At 66.0% G+C, this 22,256-nt stretch carries 17 protein-coding genes; 10 read left to right on the top strand and 7 right to left on the bottom strand.

Annotated features, from left to right (window positions below):
• The first annotated feature begins 128 nt into the window (after nt 1-128).
• Nucleotides 129-2,357 carry an NADP-dependent isocitrate dehydrogenase gene (locus DPV79_RS12135; RefSeq protein ID WP_059621138.1) on the top strand — a complete coding sequence of 743 codons (2,229 nt, stop codon included), beginning with the start codon at nt 129-131 and terminating at the stop codon, nt 2,355-2,357.
• Between the two features lie 123 nt (nt 2,358-2,480).
• On the opposite strand, the gene DPV79_RS12130 is transcribed toward DPV79_RS12135, so the two are convergent.
• On the bottom strand, nt 2,481-2,705 hold the full coding sequence (locus DPV79_RS12130; protein WP_006490888.1) for a hypothetical protein: 225 nt from the start codon (nt 2,703-2,705) through the stop codon (nt 2,481-2,483).
• A 671-nt stretch (nt 2,706-3,376) separates the two neighbouring features.
• Here DPV79_RS12130 and DPV79_RS12125 point away from each other — a divergent pair.
• On the top strand, nt 3,377-4,993 hold the full coding sequence (locus DPV79_RS12125) for a multicopper oxidase family protein (protein ID WP_113045525.1): 1,617 nt from the start codon (nt 3,377-3,379) through the stop codon (nt 4,991-4,993).
• 182 nt (nt 4,994-5,175) lie between these two features.
• Here DPV79_RS12125 and DPV79_RS12120 read toward each other — a convergent pair whose 3' ends face one another.
• A complete protein-coding gene (locus DPV79_RS12120) occupies nt 5,176-5,379 on the bottom strand; it encodes a cold-shock protein (RefSeq protein WP_006488945.1) in 204 nt (67 codons plus the stop codon).
• Between the two features lie 545 nt (nt 5,380-5,924).
• Between DPV79_RS12120 and clpS the strand changes: the two genes are divergently transcribed.
• From clpS to DPV79_RS12095, 4 genes are all read left to right on the top strand, one after another.
• Nucleotides 5,925-6,239 (top strand): ATP-dependent Clp protease adapter ClpS, encoded by a 315-nt coding sequence (gene clpS / locus DPV79_RS12110; protein ID WP_006398529.1) that lies wholly within the window; start codon nt 5,925-5,927, stop codon nt 6,237-6,239.
• Nucleotides 6,236-8,536: an ATP-dependent Clp protease ATP-binding subunit ClpA gene (clpA, locus tag DPV79_RS12105; RefSeq protein WP_113045524.1), complete on the top strand. Its 2,301-nt coding sequence runs from the start codon at nt 6,236-6,238 to the stop codon at nt 8,534-8,536. Before clpS ends, clpA begins: the two co-directional genes overlap by 4 nt.
• Nucleotides 8,537-8,639: 103 nt before the next feature.
• Nucleotides 8,640-10,019, top strand: coding sequence for an amino acid permease (locus tag DPV79_RS12100; RefSeq protein WP_059590601.1), 1,380 nt, complete (start codon nt 8,640-8,642; stop codon nt 10,017-10,019).
• A 138-nt stretch (nt 10,020-10,157) separates the two neighbouring features.
• The gene (locus tag DPV79_RS12095; RefSeq protein WP_042975795.1) at nt 10,158-10,928 is read left to right on the top strand and encodes a COG4705 family protein; all 771 of its coding nucleotides are present in this window, start codon (nt 10,158-10,160) and stop codon (nt 10,926-10,928) included.
• A 52-nt stretch (nt 10,929-10,980) separates the two neighbouring features.
• Here the strand turns inward: DPV79_RS12095 and dut are convergent, their stop codons facing one another.
• From dut to DPV79_RS12070, 5 genes are all read right to left on the bottom strand, one after another.
• Complete coding sequence (gene dut / locus DPV79_RS12090; RefSeq protein WP_021160741.1) at nt 10,981-11,427, bottom strand: dUTP diphosphatase; 447 nt, start codon at nt 11,425-11,427, stop codon at nt 10,981-10,983.
• 55 nt (nt 11,428-11,482) lie between these two features.
• On the bottom strand, nt 11,483-12,694 hold the full coding sequence (gene coaBC, locus DPV79_RS12085; RefSeq protein ID WP_059484688.1) for a bifunctional phosphopantothenoylcysteine decarboxylase/phosphopantothenate--cysteine ligase CoaBC: 1,212 nt from the start codon (nt 12,692-12,694) through the stop codon (nt 11,483-11,485).
• 67 nt (nt 12,695-12,761) lie between these two features.
• A complete protein-coding gene (gene lspA / locus DPV79_RS12080) occupies nt 12,762-13,262 on the bottom strand; it encodes a signal peptidase II (RefSeq protein WP_021160743.1) in 501 nt (166 codons plus the stop codon).
• A 2-nt stretch (nt 13,263-13,264) separates the two neighbouring features.
• Nucleotides 13,265-16,102, bottom strand: coding sequence for an isoleucine--tRNA ligase (gene ileS / locus DPV79_RS12075; protein ID WP_060325268.1), 2,838 nt, complete (start codon nt 16,100-16,102; stop codon nt 13,265-13,267).
• Nucleotides 16,103-16,204: 102 nt separating this feature from the next.
• A complete protein-coding gene (locus DPV79_RS12070; RefSeq protein ID WP_021160745.1) occupies nt 16,205-17,197 on the bottom strand; it encodes a bifunctional riboflavin kinase/FAD synthetase in 993 nt (330 codons plus the stop codon).
• Between the two features lie 122 nt (nt 17,198-17,319).
• Here DPV79_RS12070 and purN point away from each other — a divergent pair, with 122 nt between their 5' ends.
• From purN to DPV79_RS12050, 4 genes are all read left to right on the top strand, one after another.
• On the top strand, nt 17,320-17,982 hold the full coding sequence (gene purN / locus DPV79_RS12065; protein ID WP_021160746.1) for a phosphoribosylglycinamide formyltransferase: 663 nt from the start codon (nt 17,320-17,322) through the stop codon (nt 17,980-17,982).
• Complete coding sequence (locus DPV79_RS12060; protein WP_060340752.1) at nt 17,979-19,244, top strand: RsmB/NOP family class I SAM-dependent RNA methyltransferase; 1,266 nt, start codon at nt 17,979-17,981, stop codon at nt 19,242-19,244. The genes purN and DPV79_RS12060 overlap by 4 nt, the downstream gene beginning before the upstream one ends.
• A gap of 18 nt (nt 19,245-19,262) precedes the next feature.
• Nucleotides 19,263-20,627: a mechanosensitive ion channel family protein gene (locus DPV79_RS12055; RefSeq protein ID WP_059484686.1), complete on the top strand. Its 1,365-nt coding sequence runs from the start codon at nt 19,263-19,265 to the stop codon at nt 20,625-20,627.
• Between the two features lie 221 nt (nt 20,628-20,848).
• The gene (locus DPV79_RS12050; RefSeq protein WP_027786669.1) at nt 20,849-22,042 is read left to right on the top strand and encodes a DesA family fatty acid desaturase; all 1,194 of its coding nucleotides are present in this window, start codon (nt 20,849-20,851) and stop codon (nt 22,040-22,042) included.
• Nucleotides 22,043-22,256: the final 214 nt, after the last annotated feature.

Here is a 22,256-nt window from a genome sequence, read left to right as displayed (position 1 = left end):
CATGACGGCCCTCGCAACACCACCGCCCGGTTGAGCCGGCGCGCCCCTTTCGCGACCGACCCGGTCGCTCCCCGCCGGTTACCGCCGGCGCTCCTCAGTCCAAATTTTCACGTAGCAACGCATCGACCATGTCCACTTCGCCCAAGATCATCTACACCCTCACTGACGAAGCGCCCGCGCTCGCGACCTATTCGCTGCTGCCGATCGTCAAGGCCTTCACGCGTTCGTCCGGCGTCGCCGTCGAAACGCGCGACATCTCGCTCGCCGGCCGCATCGTCGCGGCATTCGCAGACATCCTGCCGCCCGAGCAGAAGGGTTCCGACGATCTGGCCGAACTGGGCCAGCTCACGCTGAAGCCGGAAGCGAACATCATCAAGCTGCCGAACATCAGCGCATCGGTGCCGCAGCTCAAGGCCGCGATCGCCGAACTGCAGGCGCAGGGCTACGCGCTGCCGGCCTACCCGGAAGATCCGTCGACGGACGAAGAGAAGGCGGTCAAGGCCCGCTACGACAAGATCAAGGGCAGCGCGGTGAACCCGGTGCTGCGCGAAGGCAACTCCGACCGCCGCGCGCCGCTGTCGGTCAAGAACTACGCACGCAAGCATCCGCACAAGATGGGCGCCTGGAAAGCCACGTCGAAGGCGCACGTCGCGCACATGAGCGAAGGCGACTTCTACGGCAGCGAGAAGTCGGCGCTGATCGCCGAAGCCGGCAGCGTGAAGATCGAACTCACGACGACCGACGGCGCGAAGAAGGTGCTGAAGGAAAAGACGGCCGTGAAGGCCGGTGAAGTGATCGACGCATCGGTGATGAGCCGCAACGCGCTGCGCAGCTTCATCGAAGCGCAGATCGCCGACGCGAAGGCGCAGGACGTGCTGTTCTCGGTGCACCTGAAGGCGACCATGATGAAGGTCTCGGACCCGATCCTGTTCGGTCACTTCGTGTCGGTGTTCTACCGCGACGCGCTTGCGAAACACGCAGACGTGCTGGCGCAGGCCGGTTTCAACCCGAACAACGGGATCGGCGACCTGTACGCGCGCCTGAAGGACCTGCCGGCCGACACGCGCGAAGCGATCGAAGCCGACATCAAGGCCGAATACGCGGTGCGTCCGCGCCTTGCGATGGTCAACTCGGACAAGGGCATCACGAACCTGCACGTGCCGAGCGACGTGATCGTCGACGCATCGATGCCGGCGATGATCCGCGATTCGGGCGGCATGTGGGGCCCGGACGGCCAGCTGTACGACGCGAAGGCCGTGATTCCGGATCGTTGCTACGCCGGTGTCTACCAGGCCGTGATCGAGGACTGCAAGCAGCACGGCGCGTTCGATCCGGTCACGATGGGCAGCGTGCCGAACGTCGGCCTGATGGCGCAGGCGGCTGAAGAATACGGTTCGCACGACAAGACGTTCCAGATTCCGGCGGATGGCGTCGTGCGCGTCACCGACGAAGCGGGCAACGTGCTGCTCGAGCATGCGGTGGAATCGGGCGACATCTGGCGCATGTGCCAGACGAAGGACGCACCGGTGCAGGACTGGGTGAAGCTCGCGGTCAACCGCGCGCGCGCGACCGGCGCACCGGCCGTGTTCTGGCTCGATCCGGCACGCGCACACGACGCGCAGATCATCGCGAAGGTCGAGCGTTACCTGAAGGATCACGACACGAACGGCCTCGACATCCGCGTGATGACGCCGGTCGACGCGACGCGCTTCTCGCTCGAGCGCATCCGTGCGGGCAAGGACACGATCTCGGTCACCGGCAACGTGCTGCGCGACTACCTGACCGACCTGTTCCCGATCATGGAACTCGGCACCAGTGCGAAGATGCTGTCGATCGTGCCGCTGATGGCCGGCGGCGGGATGTTCGAAACGGGTGCGGGCGGTTCCGCGCCGAAGCACGTGCAGCAGTTCGTCGAGGAAGGCTTCCTGCGCTGGGATTCGCTCGGCGAATTCCTCGCGCTCGCGGCATCGCTCGAACACCTCGGCAACGCGTACCAGAACCCGAAGGCGCTCGTGCTCGCGAAGACGCTCGACCAGGCGACCGGCAAGTTCCTGGACGAGAACAAGTCGCCGGCGCGCAAGGTCGGCGGCCTCGACAACCGCGGCAGCCACTTCTACCTGTGCCTGTACTGGGCGCAGGCGCTGGCCGAGCAGACCGAGGACGCGGCGCTGAAGGCGCAGTTCGAAGGCGTGGCGAAGTCGTTGTCCGACAACGAAGCGCGCATTCTGGAAGAACTGGCTGCCGCGCAGGGCAAGGCGCAGGCCATCGGCGGCTACTACCGTCCGAACGTCGACCTGACGAGCCAGGCGATGCGCCCGAGCGCGACGCTGAACGCCATCGTCGACGCGGTCGCCTGACGCAGGCCGCGCGATCGCGCGGGTCGAAGCAAGTGACGGCGCGGCGGGCCAGGCTGCCCTCCGCCCGTTACAAGAAAAAAACGCCCCGGTCGCCCGGGGCGTTTTTTGTTGCAGGCTTGCCATTCAGACGTGAACGATTTCCCATTCGGCGATTTCGTGCGGCACTTCGAGCGTTGCCGTGTCCAGTTCGGACAGTTGCTCGCAGTCGCCGCGGGAGATGTGGTCGGCCGCCACTTCGGGGCACGAGAATGCGCCGAGCAGGGCGTTGCCGAACGTCGCTTCCCAGCCGCCGTTACCCGGCAGGATGTAGAACGACCCGAGCGCTGAACCAAAGCGAAATCCCTTCATTTCCGTTCTCCCTTTCTGATCACAAGCGATTCTGTTGTGCCGCCTGCCGGTTCGACCGGCTGTGGCCCGACCGGCTGCTTGCGCCGCGTTCCGTATCGAACGTCGTGGCGAAGCGTCAGTGCATGGGACAAAGTCTACGTCCGCGACCCGGTTGGATGGTGCATGTTGAACGGCTCCACTAAACAAAAATTCTCTTTCAAAAACAAATATTTATATTCGTCGTTTTGTATTGCGGAACGTTTTTTGGCATCGCGAAACGGGAAATTTGTGCCCTGCACCACGAATTTTTACAACGCAGAGACTTGTTCCGCATCGTGAAATATTGACGGGTTTGCGACCCGGTGACGCGGCCGACGCCGGGGCGCGGCTGAATGGCAGGCGCCGGGCGGCCGCCTGGAGACTGGATGGGGCGGGCGGCGACTGCTGTTGGGGGAGCGAGTGAAGGGCTGCGGATCGCCGATCGACGATGCCGGTCGATGCGTGCTGAATCCAGCGCGGCGTTGTCGAGTGTGCGGCGTATCGCCGCCCGTCCGGCGGCGAAGCGTCTCGATATGAGCCAGCGGTTATGATGACGCGGGCATCAGGATTGGCGTCGCGCATCGGCGCTTCAGCCGGCGGCGCGGGTGTCGCGGCGGCCGCGCGACGCAGCATGGATAACGAGGAACGATTTGATGATACGGAGAACCTTCCTGTCGCGCGCCATCGGAGTCGCGGCCGCGTCGCTGTTCGCCCGCGCCGCGTGGGCGCAGCATGCCGGTCACGCCGGCATGGCTGGCATGGCCGGCATGGACTCGATGGACGACATGCCCGGCATGTCGTCCATGTCAGGAATGGCGGGTCACGGGCAGCACGGCAAGTCCGCCCCGGCCGCGCTCGCTGCTGCCGACGCGCTGCCGGCCGGCGCGCCGCTCGCGGCGCTGCGTACGCTCGCGAACGAAAGCCGCGAGCCCGGCACGTTCCGGGCCACGCTGGTGGCGCAGCCGGTTGCGCGCCCGATGCTGCACGGTGCGCGGCCGACCACGTTCTGGCAGTTCGGCGCGGGCACGCAGGGCCCCGTCGTGGGTCCACTGATCGACGTGCGCGAGGGCGACACGGTCGAGATCAAGTTCGTGAACAAGCTGCCGCAACCGTCGACGATCCACTGGCACGGCCTGCCGGTGCCGCCCGACCAGGACGGCAACCCGTCCGATCCCGTCGCGCCCGGCGCGTCGCGCGTGTACCGCTTCACGTTGCCGAAGGGGAGCGCCGGTACCTACTGGTATCACCCGCATCCGCACATGATGACGGCCGAGCAGGTATTTCGCGGGCTCGCCGGCCCGTTCGTCGTGCGCGCCGCGGACGATCCGCTGGCGGGCTGGCCCGAGCGCAACCTGTTCGTGTCGGACCTGAAGCTTGCGCGTGACGGCACGATTGCGCCGAACGACATGATGGACTGGATGAACGGCCGCGAAGGCCAGTTCGTGCTGGTCAACGGCGCGCGCCGGCCGCGGATCGACGTCGCGGGCGACGAGCGCTGGCGCGTGTGGAACGCGTGCAGCGCGCGCTACTTGCGTGTCGCGTTCGACGACGGCCGTGCATTCGAGCACGCGGGCACCGACGGCGGGCTGTTCGACGCGCCGCGCCGCGTCACGTCGCTGCTGATCGCGCCGGGCGAACGTGCGGAGCTGCTGGTGCGTGCCGGCGATCGCGCGTCGCGCGCGGTGCTGCAGGCGGCCGAATACGACCGCCGCAAGATGTCGATGTCGCACGATGACGGGCACGGCAGCCTGCCGCCCGATCCGGCGCTGCCGCTGGCCGACGTCGCGTTTGCGCCGGCCACCGCGCGCGTGCTGCCGACGACATTGCGTGCGGTGCCGCCGCTGGGCGAGCCGGTTGCGCACAAGGAGGTCGCGTTCGGCGAGGAGATGGATATGGACGCGATGATGAAGGGGGGCGCACACGGCCGCCCGGCGGGCATGCACTTCACGATCAACGGCGACACCTACGCGCCGCACCGTGCGACGCTGACGAGCCGCGCTGGCGATGTCGAGCGCTGGACGATCCGCAACGGCACCGACATGGATCACCCGTTCCACCTGCACGGCACGCAGTTCCAGGTGATCGAGCGGGCATCGGGCGGTTCGCGCACGAGCGAACCGTTCCGTGCATGGCGCGATACCGTGAACGTGCGCAGCGGCGAAACCGTGACGATTCTCGTCACGCAGGACATGCGCGGAGAGCGCATGTTTCATTGTCACATTCTCGAACACGAGGATCTCGGCATGATGGGCACGCTGAAGGTCGTGTAACGAAGTGACGATTATGTTTCACGTGCCGGATGAGTATCCGATCTGCGTGTGTGACAAGACAATATGTGTTCAATTATCGGGATTGAACGAAAAGGCCGGCCAATCGATAATCGATTGGCCGGCCTCGAAAAAAAAGAAACCCGGCGCAATGCGCCGGGTTTCTTCGTCTGATATCCGGTGCCTTATACGGCCTGGATGTTCGACGCTTGCTTGCCCTTCGGCCCTTGGACGACGTCAAAGCTCACCTTCTGGCCTTCCTTCAGCGTCTTGAAGCCATTCATGGTGATAGCCGAGAAGTGCGCAAACAGATCCTCACCGCCCTCATCGGGAGTGATGAAACCGAAGCCCTTCGCGTCGTTGAACCACTTAACGATACCAGTTGCCATTTCCTACTTCCCCTGTCACACAGTCGCTGCTACTTACCACGAGCACGCTCGAAAAGCTAAACGACCGGAAAATGCAGCCGTTCCCCCCTCACAAGCTCACCTCGGCCTCTTTCAACTTGCCGACCGGCCAATTGAAAAAAGTGCCAGCTTGATTGTTGGCGCTCTTTATTGGAGTGTCAAGTGGAATTTTTAGACGTTTAGAGGGACGTTGTAAAGAACCCATTTTCAGGGTTTTTCCGGCTTTGCTTGGCAGCACGCGGCCAAGCGCGAGGACTTGAAAAGCCGCATAATCGGCTCATATACCAGGCTCGAGTGACACGCGTTCGAGTCGTCCCGGCTTGTGGGATACTGGATGCGGACACGACGTTCCGGTGCGGTTCCCCCTGACGGTTCGTGTTCCGCGCCACGCGTGAAAGCCGGCACCGCAGCCGGCTTTCGTATGGCACGAAGAAGATCGCGTGTTCCGGGATTCCGGGGAGGGCGCCGGCCGGTCGGTCGGGTAATGGCAGGATTGCGGGCCTGTCCGAGTTGTTTAGAATGGGTGTATGGCGATTATCCCGGACAAGCAGGACAGCACCGTCCTGGAACGCAAGCAGCAGAAGCTCAAGCCGCCTTCGATGTACAAGGTGGTGCTGCTGAACGACGACTTCACGCCGATGGAATTCGTCGTGATGGTGGTCCAGGAGTATTTCAAGAAGGATCGCGAGACGGCCACGCAGATCATGCTGAAGGTCCATCGCGAAGGGCGAGGGGTTTGTGGGGTCTATACGCGGGACATCGCGTCGACCAAGGTTGAGCAAGTCGTTACCCATGCGCGGCAGGCCGGGCATCCGCTGCAGTGCGTGATGGAGGAAGCATGATTGCCCAGGAATTGGAAGTCAGCCTGCACATGGCGTTCATGGAAGCACGCCAGGCGCGCCATGAGTTCATTACGGTCGAGCATTTGCTGCTGGCTCTGCTGGATAATCCGACGGCGGCCGAGGTGTTGCGCGCGTGCGCGGCCAACATCGAGGACTTGCGTCAGAACCTGCGCAATTTCATCCACGACAACACACCTACCGTCCCGGGTACCGACGATGTCGATACCCAGCCGACGCTCGGTTTCCAGCGCGTGATCCAGCGCGCGATCATGCACGTCCAGTCGACGTCGAACGGCAAGAAGGAAGTCACCGGCGCGAACGTGCTGGTCGCGATCTTCGGCGAGAAGGATTCGCATGCCGTCTACTACCTGCAGCAGCAGGGCGTGACGCGCCTGGACGTCGTGAACTTCATTTCGCACGGCATCGCGAAGACCAACGGCGGCGAAGCCGCGAAGTCGGCCGACGCGAGCGCGGAAAGCGAAGACGCGAACGCGCAGAAGGAAACGCCGCTCGCGCAATTCACGCAGAACCTGAACCAGATGGCGAAGGACGGCCGCATCGATCCGCTGATCGGTCGCGAGCCCGAGGTCGAGCGCGTGGTCCAGGTGCTGTGCCGTCGCCGCAAGAACAATCCGCTGCTCGTCGGCGAGGCCGGCGTCGGCAAGACCGCGATCGCGGAAGGGCTCGCCTATCGCATCACGCGCGGCGAAGTGCCGGACATCCTTGCGAACGCGCAGGTCTACTCGCTCGACATGGGCGCGCTGCTCGCGGGCACCAAGTACCGCGGCGATTTCGAGCAACGTCTGAAGACGGTGCTGAAGGAGCTGAAGGAGCGTCCGCACGCGATCCTGTTCATCGACGAAATTCACACGCTGATCGGCGCGGGCGCCGCGTCGGGCGGCACGCTCGACGCGTCGAACCTGCTGAAGCCGGCGCTGTCGTCGGGCACGCTCAAGTGCATCGGCGCGACCACGTTCACCGAGTATCGCGGCATCTTCGAGAAGGATGCGGCGCTGTCGCGGCGCTTCCAGAAGGTCGACGTGAGCGAGCCGACCGTCGAGCAGACGGTCGCGATCCTGCGCGGGCTGAAGTCGCGCTTCGAGGAGCATCACGGCGTCAAGTATTCGTCGGGCGCACTGTCGGCCGCGGCCGAACTGTCGGCGCGCTTCATCACCGACCGTCACCTGCCGGACAAGGCGATCGACGTGATCGACGAGGCGGGCGCCGCCCAGCGCATCCTGCCGAAGTCGAAGCAGAAGAAGACGATCGGCAAGAGCGAGATCGAGGAAATCATCTCGAAGATCGCGCGCGTGCCGCCGCAGAGCGTGTCGCAGGACGATCGCAGCAAGCTGCAGACGCTCGACCGCGACCTGAAGAGCGTCGTGTTCGGCCAGGATCCGGCGATCGACGCGCTTGCGGCCTCGATCAAGATGGCGCGCGCGGGCCTCGGCAAGATGGACAAGCCGATCGGCGCGTTCCTGTTCTCCGGCCCGACGGGTGTCGGCAAGACCGAAGTGGCGCGCCAGCTCGCGTTCACGCTCGGCATCGAGCTGATCCGCTTCGACATGTCGGAATACATGGAGCGTCATGCGGTGAGCCGGCTGATCGGCGCGCCGCCCGGCTACGTCGGGTTCGACCAGGGCGGTCTGCTGACCGAAGCCGTCACGAAGAAGCCGCACTGCGTGCTGCTGCTCGACGAAATCGAGAAGGCACATCCGGACATCTTCAACGTGCTGCTGCAGGTGATGGACCACGGCACGCTGACGGACAACAACGGCCGCAAGGCGGATTTCCGCAACGTCATCATCATCATGACGACGAATGCGGGTGCCGAGTCGATGCAGAAGGCGACGATCGGCTTCACGACGCGCCGCGAGACGGGCGACGAGATGACCGACATCAAGCGCCTGTTCACGCCGGAGTTCCGCAACCGCCTGGATTCGATCATCAGCTTCCGCTCGCTCGATGAGGAAATCATCATGCGCGTGGTCGACAAGTTCCTGATCCAGCTCGAGGAACAGCTGCACGAGAAGAAGGTCGACGCGCTCTTCACCGACGCGTTGCGCAAGCATCTCGCGAAGCACGGCTTCGACCCGCTGATGGGCGCGCGGCCGATGCAGCGGCTGATCCAGGACACGATCCGGCGCGCGTTGGCCGACGAGCTGCTGTTCGGCAAGCTGCTGAACGGCGGGCACGTGACGGTCGATGTCGACGAAAACGACAAGGTGCAGTTGTCGTTCGACAAGCTGGCGAATCCGCCGCACAAGCCGAACGAAGAGACGGTCGAAGTCGAGTAAGCGATAATTCGTTGTTCATGCGAACGGCGCGGGAAGTTCTCCGCGCCGTTTCGTTTTATCCGGCGCCGGCGGCGCGATGGTGGTGCAGGGGAGTGGCAAGGCAGTGACACAACAACAACGGACGTTCGACGACATCGTCGCGCGCGAACAAGGGTTGCGCCATGCGCTGACGTCGGGGCAGATGGCGATGATCGCGATCGGCGGCGCGATCGGCACGGGCCTGTTCCTCGGCAGCGGGTTCGCGATCGGGCTCGCCGGCCCGAGCGTGCTGGTCTCGTATGCGATCGGCGCGCTGATCGCGTTGCTGCTGATGGGCGCGCTCGCGGAAATGACGGTCGCGCATCCGACCGCCGGCTCGTTCGGCGCGTATGCCGAGCACTACGTCGGCCCCCTCGCCGGCTTCCTGGTGCGTTATGCGTACTGGTTCGCGGTGGTGTTCGCGATCGGCACCGAGATCAGCGCGATCGCCGTGTTCATGAAGTACTGGTTCCCGGCCGTGCCCGGCTGGTACTGGGTGATCGGCTTCTCCGCGCTGCTGATCGCCGTGAATCTCGCGAGCGTCACGCTGTACGGCACGGTCGAATACGCATTCTCGCTGCTGAAGATCGCGGCGATCGTCGTGTTCATCGTGCTCGGCGCGTATCTCGTGTGGTCGGCGCCGGCCGCATCCGGCATCGGGTTCGCGAACTACACCGCGCACGGCGGCTTCATGCCGAAGGGGCCGTGGGGCACCTGGGTCGCGGTGATCGTCGCGATCTTCAGCTACATGAGCATCGAAGCCGTCGCGATCGCGGCCGGCGAGGCGCGCGATCCGCAGCACGCGGTCACGCGCGCATTCCGCTCGACCGTGTTCCGGCTCGTCTTGTTCTACCTGCTGACGCTGTCGCTGATGCTCGCGATCGTGCCTTGGACGCAGGCCGGCACCGACGAAAGCCCGTTCGTGAAGGTGATGGCCGCGACCCACGTGCCGTACGCGGCAGGCGTGATCAACTTCGTGTTGCTGATCGCGGCGCTGTCGGCGATGAACAGCCAGCTTTACGTGACGACGCGGATGATGTTCAGCCTGTCGCGCGCGCGGCTCGCGCCCGCGGTGTTCGGCCGGCTCGGCACGAACGGCGTGCCGCGCGCGGCGCTGTGGATCTCGACCAGCGGCGTCGCGGTCGCGGCCGTGCTGGTCGCGCTCGCGCCCGACACCGCGTTCACGGTGATGATGGCGATCGCGATGTTCGGCGCGCTGTTCACATGGTTGATGATCTTCGTCACGCACCTGCGCTTCCGTTCGCGGTACCGCGGCCCCGCGCTCGCGTTCCGGATGTGGGGGCACCCGTTCGGCAGCCTGCTCGGTGCGGGGCTCGTCGCGGCGATCCTGTTCACGACCGCGTTCACGCGCGAATTCCGAATGACGATGGTGGTCGGCGTCGTGTTCGTCGTGCTGCTCACGCTCGCGTACGCGCTGCATTACCGGCACGAACACGCTCGTTGACGGTACCGGCGCGGCCGCCCGCGCCGTTTTTTCCGGTCGCTAAGGTTCCGTTAAGCCCGCGACGACTACATTCGATCCTGCCTGCAAGGCGGGCGCGGCATGCGCCGGCTCGCCGCTTTCCTGCAAAAAGGGGTGCGAATGAACAAACTTCCCGAAATCACGCTCGCGTTCTGGATCATGAAGATCTGTGCGACGACGCTCGGCGAAACCGGTGGCGACCTGCTGTCGATGACGCTGAACGTCGGTTATGCGGTGAGCTCGATCCTGCTGTTCGGTTTCTTTCTCGTGACGCTGGGCGCGCAGCTCAGGACGACGCGTTATCGCCCGGCGATCTACTGGGCCGTGATCGTCGCGACGAGCACGGCCGGCACGACGATGTCCGATTTCATGGATCGCACGCTCGGCCTCGGTTATGCGGCCGGCTCGTCGATCCTGGTCGCGATCCTGCTGGCCATCTTCGCCGTGTGGCGGCTCAGCGGCGAATCGCTGTCGGTCGACCTGATCCGCACGCGCAAGGTCGAGCTGCTGTACTGGATCGCGATCCTGTTCTCGAACACGCTGGGCACCGCGCTCGGCGACTTCCTCGCGGACAGCTCGGGGCTCGGTTTCGGCGGCGGCGCGCTGCTGATCGGCGGGTTGCTCGCGGCGATCGTGCTTGCGCACTATTTCACGCGGATCTCGGGCGTGCTGCTGTTCTGGGCCGCGTTCGTGCTCACGCGGCCGTTCGGTGCGACGGTCGGCGATCTGCTGACGAAGCCGGTTGCGAAGGGTGGCCTCGCGCTCGGGACGGTAGGTTCGTCGGCGGTGCTGCTCGGCGTGCTGGTCGCACTGGTGATCTACGCGATCGTCGCCCAGGCGCGGCAGCGCGACCTTGCGCCCGCGCGGATCGCGCAACCCGTCGAAGAGTGACGGAGACGGACAGGAAAAAAGGGGCCGCGAGGCCCCTTTGTCGTTGCGCCGTTCAGTGACGGCCGGTGCTGCCGAAGCCGCCTTCGCCGCGATCGCTTTCCGCGAAGTCGTCGACGATGTTGAACTGCGCCTGCACGACCGGCACGATCACGAGTTGCGCGAGCCGCTCGAACGGATTCAACACGAACTCGGTCTGGCCGCGGTTCCACGTCGAGACCATCAACTGGCCCTGGTAGTCGGAATCGATCAGGCCGACGAGGTTGCCGAGCACGATCCCGTGCTTGTGGCCGAGGCCCGAGCGCGGCAGGATCAGCGCGGCGTAGCCCGGATCGGCGAGGTGAATCGCGAGGCCGGTCGGCACGAGCGTCGTTTCGCCCGGCTGCAGCGTGACCGGCGCGTCGAGGCATGCGCGCAGGTCGAGGCCCGCGCTGCCGGTGGTCGCATAGGCGGGCAGGTAGTCGCGCATGCGCGCGTCGAGAATCTTCAGGTCGAGTTTCATGCGGTCGTCGAATCGGTCGGGAAGGGCGCGGCAGCAAGCACCGCCGCGCGGGAGATCAGATCAGGCGGTTGTCGGGCAGGCGTTTCGCGATTTCCGCGACGAGCGTGTGCGCGAGTTCGTCTTTCGGTGCGCGCGGCAGGCGCGTGAGGCCGGTTGCCTCGAACAGCACGACTTCGTTGTCGTCGCGGCCGAAAGTCAGCGGGCCGAGGTTGCCGACGAGCAGCGGCACGTTCTTGCGTTTGCGCTTCTCGTCGCCGTGCACGTCGAGGTCGCCGCTTTCGGCCGCGAACCCGACGCAGTACGGCGGATCGGGCAGCGCCGCGACCGACGCGAGGATGTCCGGGTTCTCGACGAATGCGAGTGCGGGCATCTTGCGGTCGGCCGTCTTCTTCATCTTGTGCTCGGCAGGCTGGGCGACGCGCCAGTCGGCGACCGCGGCCACCGCGATGAAGATGTCGGCGTCGTTCACGGCCTGCATTACCGCGTCGTACATCTGCTGGGCCGTCTGCACGTCCTGGCGGTAGACGCCCCACGGCGTGTCGAGCGCGACCGGCCCCGCGACGAGATGCACGTCGGCGCCGGCCTGCTGCGCGGCGCGCGCGAGCGCGAAGCCCATCTTGCCGCTCGAGCGGTTCGTGAGGCCGCGTACCGGGTCGAGCGGTTCGAACGTCGGGCCGGCCGTGATCAGCACGCGCCGGTGCGCGAGCACCTTCGGCGCGAAGTGCGCGACGATCGCTTCATAGATCGCCTCGGGCTCGAGCATGCGGCCGTCGCCGACTTCGCCGCACGCCTGCGCACCCGAATCCGGGCCGAGCACCGACACGCCGTCCGCGCGCAGTTGCGCGGCGTTGCGTTGCGTGGCCGGGTTCTGCCACATCTGGCGGTTCATCGCGGGGACGACGAGCAGCGGGCAATCGCGCGCGACGCACAGCGTCGACAGCAGGTCGTCCGCGAACCCGTGCGCGAGCTTCGCGAGGAAATCCGTCGACGCCGGCGCGATCACGATCGCGTCGGCTTCACGCGACAGGTCGATGTGCGCCATGTTGTTGTCGATGCGCGCGTCCCACTGGCTCGTATAGACGGGCCGGCCCGACAGCGCCTGCATCGTGACGGGCGTGATGAACTGGGTAGCGGCTTCGGTCATCGCGACCTGCACGGTCGCGCCTGCCTTCACGAGCAGCCGCGCGAGCTCGGCGATCTTGTAGCAGGCGATGCCGCCCGTCAGGCCGAGAACGAGGTGTTTTCCTGCGAGTTCTGCTTGTGCCAACTCAGGCCTCCAAGGGTCGAACGGAACGGCCGGCGCGAAGCCGGCCGTCGACGCCGAGTATGCGCGCTTAGCGCGAGCCGCGCACGCGACGCAGTTCGTCGTAGATCAGCAGCACCGCGCCGATCGTGATCGCGGAATCGGCGAGGTTGAACGCCGGGAAGTGCCAGGCGCCGAGGTGGAAATCGAGGAAGTCGATCACGTGGCCGTAGACGAGCCGGTCGATCACGTTGCCGAGCGCGCCGCCGAGGATCAGCGCGAGCGACACGCTGAACAGCCGCTGGTGGCCGTGGCGCTTCAGCAGGAAGCAGATCACGAGCGTCGCGCCGATGCCGAGCGCGGTGAACGCCCAGCGCTGCCAGCCGCTCGCGGTCGACAGGAAGCCGAACGCGGCGCCGCGGTTGTACACCAGCACGAGGTTGAAGAACGACGTCAGCGCGTGCTGCGCGCCGTACACGAACGTTTTCAGGATCGCGATCTTCGACAGCTGGTCGAACAGGATCACGATCAGCGAAATGCCCAGCCAGGGCGCAAGCGCGCCGCTGGCCGGTTTCGACAGGGTTTTCGCCATATTCAAGCAGCGCTCCGGATTTCGCCGTTTTCGAACAGGTTGGAGAAGCAGCGGCCGCACAGCGTCGGGTGATCGGCGTGCGCGCCGACATCTTCGCGGTAGTGCCAGCAGCGTTCGCACTTCTGGTACTTCGACGCTGCGACGTCGACGCTTTCCTGCGCTTCGTCGTCGACCTTGACGACCGTCGCGGCCGACGTGATCAGCACGAACTTGAGATCGTCGCCGAGGCTCGTGAGCGCGTCGTAGCGTGCGCCGCTCGCATGCACGGCGACTTCGGCCTGCAGCGACGAACCGATGCGGTTCGCGGTGCGCGCTTCCTCGAGCGCCTTCGTCACGTTGCCGCGCACGTCGCGCAGCAGCGCCCACTTCTCGATCAGCGCGGCCGAGCCGGCGACTTCCGGATACGCGTAGTAGGTTTCCGTGAAGATCGTGTCGCTGGCCGGCTGGAACACCTTCCACGCTTCTTCCGCCGTGAACGACAGGAACGGCGCGAGCACGCGCAGCAGGCCGTGCGTGAGGTGGTACAGCGCGGTCTGCGCGGAGCGGCGCGCGCGCGAATCGGCCGCGCTCGTGTACAGGCGGTCCTTCAGCACGTCGAGGTAGAAGCCGCCGAGATCTTCCGAGCAGTACGTCTGCAGCTTCGCGACGACCGGGTGGAATTCGTACTTCTCGTAGTGGCCGAGCAGTTCCGTCTGCAGTTGCTGCGAGAACGCGACCGCATAACGGTCGATCTCGAGCCAGTCCTCGACGGGCACCGCGTGCTGCGCGAAGTCGAAGTCCGACAGGTTCGCGAGCAGGAAGCGCAGCGTGTTGCGGATGCGGCGATAGCCTTCGGTCACGCGCTTCAGGATTTCCTCGGAGATCGCGAGCTCGCCCGAATAGTCGGTCGATGCGATCCACAGGCGGATGATTTCCGCGCCGAGGCGGTTCGCGACTTCATGCGGATCGATGCCGTTGCCGAGCGACTTGCTCATCTTGCGGCCTTCGCCGTCGACCGTGAAGCCGTGCGTGAGCAGGCCCTTGTACGGCGCACGGCCGTCGATCATCGACGCGGTCAGCAGCGACGAGTGGAACCAGCCGCGGTGCTGGTCCGAGCCTTCGAGGTAGAGGTCGGCCGGGAACTGCAGCTGATCCTTGTGCGAGCCGCGCAGCACGTGCCAGTGCGTCGTGCCCGAGTCGAACCACACGTCGAGCGTGTCGCGGTTCTTTTCGTAGAGGTTCGCGTCGTCGCCGATCAGCTCGCGCGGGTCGAGCGTTTGCCATGCTTCGATGCCCGACTGCTCGACGCGCTTCGCGACTTCCTCGAGCAGCTCGAGCGTGCGCGGGTGCAGCTCGCCGGTTTCCTTGTGCACGAAGAACGCCATCGGCACGCCCCATTGGCGCTGGCGCGACAGCGTCCAGTCGGGACGGTTCGCGATCATGCTGAACAGGCGCTGCTTGCCCCACGACGGGTAGAACGCGGTGGCGTCGATGCCTTCGAGTGCGGTTTCGCGCAGCGTCTTGCCGCCGTCGCGCGGCGTCACGTCCATGCCGGCGAACCACTGCGACGTAGCGCGGTAGATGATCGCCGTCTTGTGACGCCAGCAGTGCATGTAGCTGTGCTTGTAGTGCTCGCTGCGCAGCAGCGAGCCGGCCTCGCGCAGCGCGTCGACGACCTTCGGGTTCGCGTCCCAGATCGACAGGCCGCCGAACAGCGGCAGCGATTCGATGTAACGACCGTCGCCCATCACCGGGTTGATGATGTCCGAGTCGGTCATCCCGTGCGCCTTGCACGACTGGAAGTCCTCGATGCCGTATGCCGGCGACGAGTGCACGACGCCGGTACCCGTGTCGGTCGTCACGTAGTCGCCAAGGTAGACGGGCGCGGTGCGCTTGTAGCCGGGGTGGGCCGATGCGAGCGGGTGGTGGAAGCGCAGGTTCGCGAGCTTCACGCCCGGCGCGGTCGCAACGACGCGGCCGGTCAGCTTGAAGTCGGCCATGCAGGCTTCGACGCGTTCTTCCGCGATGATCAGCAGCCCGCGCTCGGTGTCGACCAGCGCGTAGACGATTTCCGGATGGAGGTTCAGCGCCTGGTTCGCGGGGATCGTCCACGGCGTGGTGGTCCAGATCACGATGCCGCCGTCGGCGCGCGGCAGCGCCGGCAGGCCGAACGCCTGCGCGGTCTTTTCCGGTTCCGCGAACGCGAACATCACGTCGATCGTCGGGTCGGTGCGGTCCTTGTACTCGACTTCCGCTTCCGCGAGCGCCGAGCCGCAGTCGAAGCACCAGTTCACCGGCTTCAGCCCGCGATACACGTAGCCCTTCTCGATGATCTTGCCGAGCGCGCGGATCTCTTCCGCCTCGTTGACGAAGTTCATCGTCTTGTACGGGTTGGCCCAGTCGCCGAGCACGCCGAGACGCTTGAAGCCGACCTTCTGCTTCTCGATCTGCTCGGTCGCGTACGCGCGCGCCTTGCTCATCACTTCGGCCGCCGGCAGCGACTTGCCGAACTGCTTCTCGATCTGGATCTCGATCGGCATCCCGTGGCAATCCCAGCCGGGCACGTACGGTGCGTCGAAGCCGGCCATGTTGCGCGACTTGACGACGATGTCCTTCAGGATCTTGTTGACGGCGTGGCCGAGGTGGATGTCGCCGTTCGCATACGGCGGGCCGTCGTGCAGGATGAACTTCGGCCGGCCCTTGCTGGCCGCGCGGATCTTCTCGTAGAGGCCGCGTTCTTCCCATTCCTTGACCCACTGCGGCTCGCGCTTGGGCAGGTCGCCGCGCATCGGGAACGGCGTGTCGAGCAGGTTGACCGGATACTTGGCCTGCGGTTTCGAATCGGCTTTCTTGTTGCTCATGATGGGATCGCTATCTAAATCGGGAGACGCGCGAGCGTCGTGAATCGGGGATGCGCGCGGTTGAGCGGCGCGAGGGCGCGGCGCCAGGCGCCGCCGTCCGGATCAGCTAATTCGGTCGGTGGCCGACGTCGAGAAGCCCGTGGCGCGGCTGCCCGGCGCACGGTCGCGCTCGATGAAGTACGCGCGTGCATTCGCGACGTCCAGCGCGATCGCGCGCGACAGCGCCTCGAGATCGTCGAATTTCGCCTCGTCGCGCAGCTTTTTCAGGAATTCGACGCGGATGAGCTTGCCGTACGCGTCGCCGTGCCAGTCGAGCAGGTGGACCTCGAGCAGCACGCGGCCGGAATCGTCGACGGTCGGGCGCAGCCCGAGGCTCGCGACGCCCGGCAGCGGGGTGGGGCCGAGGCCGTGCACCTGCACGACGAAGATGCCCGCGAGCGCCGGACGCTTGTGCGCGATCGGCAGGTTCAGCGTCGGGAAGCCGAGGTCGCGGCCGAGCTTCAGCCCGTGCGCGACGTGGCCGCTGATCGCATAGCCGTGGCCGAGCGCCTGCGCGGCCGCGTCGAGATCGCCCGCGGCGAGCGCGGCGCGCACGCCCGAGCTGGAGATGCGCGTGCCGTCGCTGCCCGCGACCGTACCCATCTGCTCGACCTCGAAGCCGTACTGTTCGCCGGCCGCCTTCAGCGTGTCGAAGGTGCCCGCGCGCTTCGCGCCGTAGCAGAAATCGTCGCCGACCATCATCCAGCGCGTGTGCAGCCCGTTCACCAGCGTGCGTTCGACGAACGCCTGCGGCGACTGGCTCGCGAACGTGTGATTGAAGTGCTCGACGACGACGCGGTCGACACCGTGATCGCGCAGCGCCTCGAGCTTGTCGCGCAGCATCGCGATGCGCGGCGGCGCGCCGGCGGGGTTGAAGAATTCGCGCGGGTGCGGCTCGAACGTCATCACGCACACGGGCAGGCCGCGCGCGTCCGCCGCCGCGCGCACGCGCGCGAGCAGGGCCTGGTGGCCGCGATGGACACCGTCGAAGTTGCCGATCGTCAGCGCGCACGGGGCGCGGCTCTCGGCGTTGGGCAGACCGCGGAAGACTTTCACGATAGCGGATGCAGCGTCGGGGAATGGGCGGTGGGATGCCGCAAAGCAGAAGATTATAAACGTTCGGGCGGGCCGGCGGCCGAGAAGGCGGGAAACGCGGGGGCGAATGGTAAAATTCGCGGATGAAAAAACTCGTGATCCTGATTTCCGGTCGCGGCAGCAACATGGAGGCCATCGTCCGCGCGTGCGCGCAGGAACGCTGGCCGGCCGAGATTGCCGCCGTGATCGCCAACCGGCCCGACGCGGCCGGACTGGCTTTTGCCGCGTCGCACGGGGTGGCGACGGCGGTGGTCGACCACCGCTCGTTCGACGGCCGCGACAGCTTCGACGCGGCGCTCGCCGCCGAGATCGACCGGTTCGCGCCCGATCTCGTCGTCCTCGCCGGCTTCATGCGCATCCTCACGCCCGCATTCGTCAGACGATACGAAGGCCGGTTGCTGAACATCCATCCGTCGCTGCTGCCGAGCTTCAAGGGCATCCACACGCATCAGCAGGCGCTCGACGCGGGTGTCGCGCTGCATGGCGCGAGCGTGCATTTCGTCATCCCCGAGCTCGACAGCGGCGCGATCGTCGCGCAGGGCGCGGTGCCCGTGCGCGCGGGCGACGACGCGGCGGCGCTCGCGCAGCGCGTGCTGGCGGTCGAGCATGTGCTGTATCCGCGCGCGGTGCGCTGGTTCATCGAGGGCCGTTTGCGCCTCGAGAACGGCCGCGCAGTGGTGGCGCCGGAAGAGGCGCGCTGGATTTTCGCGGATCAACCGCATACCGAAACGAGTGAGGGCGTATGAAGCTGCACGGATTCCTGATCGGCCAGACCGAGACTTTGCTGGCCGAGGTGCTGAAGTTCGCCGGCCCCGCCGACGCGACGACGAGCCGGTTCTTCCGCGCGCACCCGAAGCTCGGGCATGCCGAGCGCGGCGTGATCGCCGAGGCGGTGTTCGCGGTGCTGCGCCGGAAAATGGAGTTTTCGCACCTCGCCGAGAGCGGCACCGGTACGCCGGCACGACGCCTCACGCTGCTCGGCCTGATGCAGACGGTCGGCCGCAATGCGCTGAAGCCGTTCCTGTCGGACACCGAGTCGGCCTGGCTCGAGCACGTGTCGAAAATCGACCCGGCGAGCCTGCCGGTGCGCATTCGCACGAACCTGCCTGACTGGATTCACCAGGCGCTGTCGGCCCGTTTCGACGCCGACGAGCTCGCGCAGCTCGCCGCCGCGCTGAACTATCCGGCGCCGCTCGACCTGCGCGCCAATGCGCAGAAGGCGAGCCGCGACCAGGTCATCGACGGGCTGCGCGCGAGCGGCATCGAAGCGGGCGCGACCCCGTTCGCGCCGTTCGGCGTGCGCGTGGTCGGCAAGCCGGCGCTGACGCGCCTGAAGCTGTTCGAGGAAGGTGCGATCGAGGTGCAGGACGAAGGCAGCCAGCTGCTGTGTTCGCTGGTCGCGCCGCGCCGCGGCGAGATGGTCGTCGATTTCTGCGCGGGCGCGGGCGGCAAGACGCTCGCGCTGGGCGCGATGATGCGCTCGACCGGGCGCCTCTATGCGTTCGACGTGTCGGAGAAGCGCCTCGCGAAGCTGAAGCCGCGCCTCGCACGCAGCGGGCTGTCGAACGTGAACCCGGTGCTGATCGACAGCGAGCACGACGCGAAGATCAAGCGGCTCGCCGGCAAGATCGACCGCGTGCTGGTCGACGCGCCGTGCAGCGGCCTCGGCACGCTGCGCCGCAATCCGGACCTGAAGTGGCGCCAGACGCGCACCGCGATCGACGAACTCACGCCGAAGCAGGCGTCGATCCTCGCGAGCGCCGCGCGCCTGGTGAAGAAGGGTGGCCGGCTCGTCTACGCCACCTGCAGCGTGCTCGACGCCGAGAACGAACGCATCGTCGAGCAGTTCCTGGCCGATCATCCCGAGTTCGTGCTGGTGCCGGCGCAGAAGGTGCTGGATGACCAGCGCATCGCGCTCGAGACCGGCGACTACCTGTCGTTGTGGCCGCACCGTCACGCGACCGACGGCTTCTTCGCCGCGGTTCTCGAACGGCGCGCCGCGCAGTAACGACTGCCCGGACTGACGATGGAAAACCTGCAGAGCCGCCTGCTGTCGCACCGGCTGGAATCGGTCATTCGTGACTTCCACCAGCCGGTGATGATCTGGCAGGCGGCGATCCTCGTCGGCGCGCTGTGTTTCGCATGGGTGACCGCGCGCTTCGTGCACGGCCGCATCGATGCACGCCGCCGGGCGGCCGGCCGCGCGCCCGGCGCGGGCGCGCAAAGCCTGAAGCGCGCGCTGTTCCCGTTGTTCGGCAGCGTCTTCGTCGGCGCCGCGCAACTCGCGTTCGACCCGTTCATGTCGACGTCGCTGCTGTCGCTGGCGCTCGTGCCGCTGTTCGGCATCGGGCTGATCTACGTGCTGTTCTTCTTCGCGCGGCGCGTGTTCGCGCGCGACGGCCACACGCACGCGTGGCTGTCGATCGTCGAGAAGATCGTGTCGACCGTCGTGTGGGCCGCGATGGTGCTGACCGTGCTGGGCATCCAGCGCGACGTGCTGGGCTGGCTCGACAGCGTGCAGTTCCGCGTCGCCAACGCGCACCTCACGCTGCTGTCGGTGATTTCCGGCGCGCTGTGGGTATGCGTGACGCTGATGGTCGCGATGTGGCTGGGCTCGGTGCTCGAGGACCGCCTCACGCGCGCAAGCACGCTCGACGCGAACCTGAAGGTCGTGCTGTCGCGGGTCGGCCGCGCGCTGCTGGTATTCGCGGCGATCCTGATCGGGCTGTCGCTGGTCGGCATCGACGTGACGGTGCTCGGCGTGTTCGGCGGCGCGGTGGGTGTCGGCCTCGGTTTCGGGCTGCAGAAGATCGCCAGCAACTACGTGTCGGGTTTCATCATCCTGCTCGACCGTTCGCTGCGGCTCGGCGACGCGATCAGCGTCGGCGGGCTGCAGGGCGTCGTCACGCAGATTCGCACGCGCTACACGGTCGTGCGCGGCCTCGACGGCAACGAGACGCTGATTCCGAACGAGAAACTGATCACCGACGTCGTGCAGAACCAGTCGTCGTACCTGACGCGCGGCTACGCGAAGGTCGCGGTGCAGGTTGCGTACACCAGCGATGTCGAGCACGCGCTCGTGTTGCTCGCCGAGGCGGCCAGGGACGTGCCGCGCGTGCTGGCGGAGCCGGCTCCGACCCCGTATCTGGTGGGTTTCGGTGCGGACGGGATCGACCTTGAGCTCGGTTTCTGGATCGAGGACTCGGCGAAAGGGACGTCCGGCGTGCGTTCGACCGTGAACCGCAATATCTGGCGGCTGTTCAGCGAGCACGGGATTTCGATCCCGTTCCCGCAGCGCGAAGTGCGGGTCGTGGGGCTGCCGGACAGCTTTCCTGCCGCGGGCGTGGCGGCCGGCAACGGCGCGGTGGACGGGCGCGCGCCGGCTGCGTAGCGCAAGCTGGCCACCAAACGTATCGTCCCCGCGGTCGAAACCGGATCGCGGGCCGTTCCGAGTCCGCCCATGGACTGCGCTGGTTGCGTCAGGGCAAGAAAATGTTCATTTTTTACAAAGACTTGGAACGGTTGAAGTAAAATTCTGGTCTACACGCGGTATGCTTTCATTTTTCTGACGCTTGGCGCGGGCCGGCGTCGCTCTCATCACAGGTAACTGCCTTGTTGAATTCCCTGCTCGATTTTCTTTCCCACGGGCTCCTGCATTTTTCGTGGTGGCAGGTCGCGCTGTTCGCGCTCGCCGTCACGCACGTCACGATCATCGGCGTGACGGTCTACCTGCACCGCTGCCAGGCGCATCGCGCACTCGAGCTGCATCCGATCGCGAGCCACTTCTTCCGCCTCTGGCTGTGGATGACGACCGGCATGCTGACGGGCCAGTGGGCCGCGATTCACCGCAAGCACCATGCGAAGTGCGAGACCGAGGAAGATCCGCACAGCCCGCAGACGCGCGGCATCTGGAAGGTGTTCCTCGAGGGCGCCGAGCTGTATCGCGCGGAAGCGAAGAATGAAGAGACGATGCGCAAGTTCAGCCACGGCACGCCGAACGACTGGATCGAACGCAACATCTACTCGAAGTACCCGATCCTCGGCGTGAGCCTGATGATGGTGATCGACGTCGCGCTGTTCGGCGTGCTCGGCCTGACCGTGTGGGCCGTGCAGATGGTCTGGATTCCGTTCTGGGCGGCTGGCGTCGTCAACGGCTTCGGTCACTTCTGGGGTTATCGCAACTTCAACTCGGCCGACGCGAGCACGAACCTGTTCCCGTGGGGCATCGTGATCGGCGGCGAAGAGCTGCACAACAACCACCACACGTTCGCGACGTCGGCGAAGCTGTCGAACAAGTGGTACGAGTTCGACATCGGCTGGATGTACATCCGCATCATGTCGGCATTCGGTCTCGCGAAGGTGAAGAAGGTCGCACCGACGCCGCGCCTGAACAAGCCGAAGACGGTGCTCGACCAGGAAACGCTGCAGGCCGTGCTGTCGAACCGCTACGAAGTGATGGCGCGCTACGGCAAGGCCGTGAAGCGCGCATACCGCCAGGAGCTTGCGCACCTGAAGGAAATCGGCGGCGAGAAGTACCAGCTGATGCGTGGTGCGCGCAAGTGGTTCCACAAGGATGCCGACGGCCTCGACGAGCCGCAGAAGAAGCTGCTGCCGGAAATCTTCGCGAACAGCCAGAAGCTGCACACGTACTTCCAGCTCCGCCAGGATCTGGCCGCGATCTGGGATCGTTCGACCGCATCGCGCGAACAGCTTCTCGCGCAATTGCAGGATTGGTGCCATCGCGCAGAACAAAGCGGCATCAAGGCGCTGCAGGAATTCGCGACGCGCCTGCGCCGCTACGCCTGATTCGAAATCGATTAGAATCTAAGGACGTCAAAAACCCCGCGTTGGCGGGGTTTTTTATTTGGACTTCCGGTTTTTGAAGGTGACCGGTTGGGCCGGATTTGTATGAGGCTTGGGGCGGCGGCGAATGGTTGCCCCGGGGCGAGCACAGGGGTGAGGCCGGAGGGGGCGCGAAGGCGCTGATGCCGGTCGACCGCGAAGCATGGGATCCAAGTAA

Origin of the sequence: Burkholderia reimsis (assembly GCF_003294055.1) — a bacterium.
GTDB lineage: Bacteria > Pseudomonadota > Gammaproteobacteria > Burkholderiales > Burkholderiaceae > Burkholderia > Burkholderia cepacia.
This window is presented reverse-complemented; position numbering and strand designations above follow the sequence as displayed.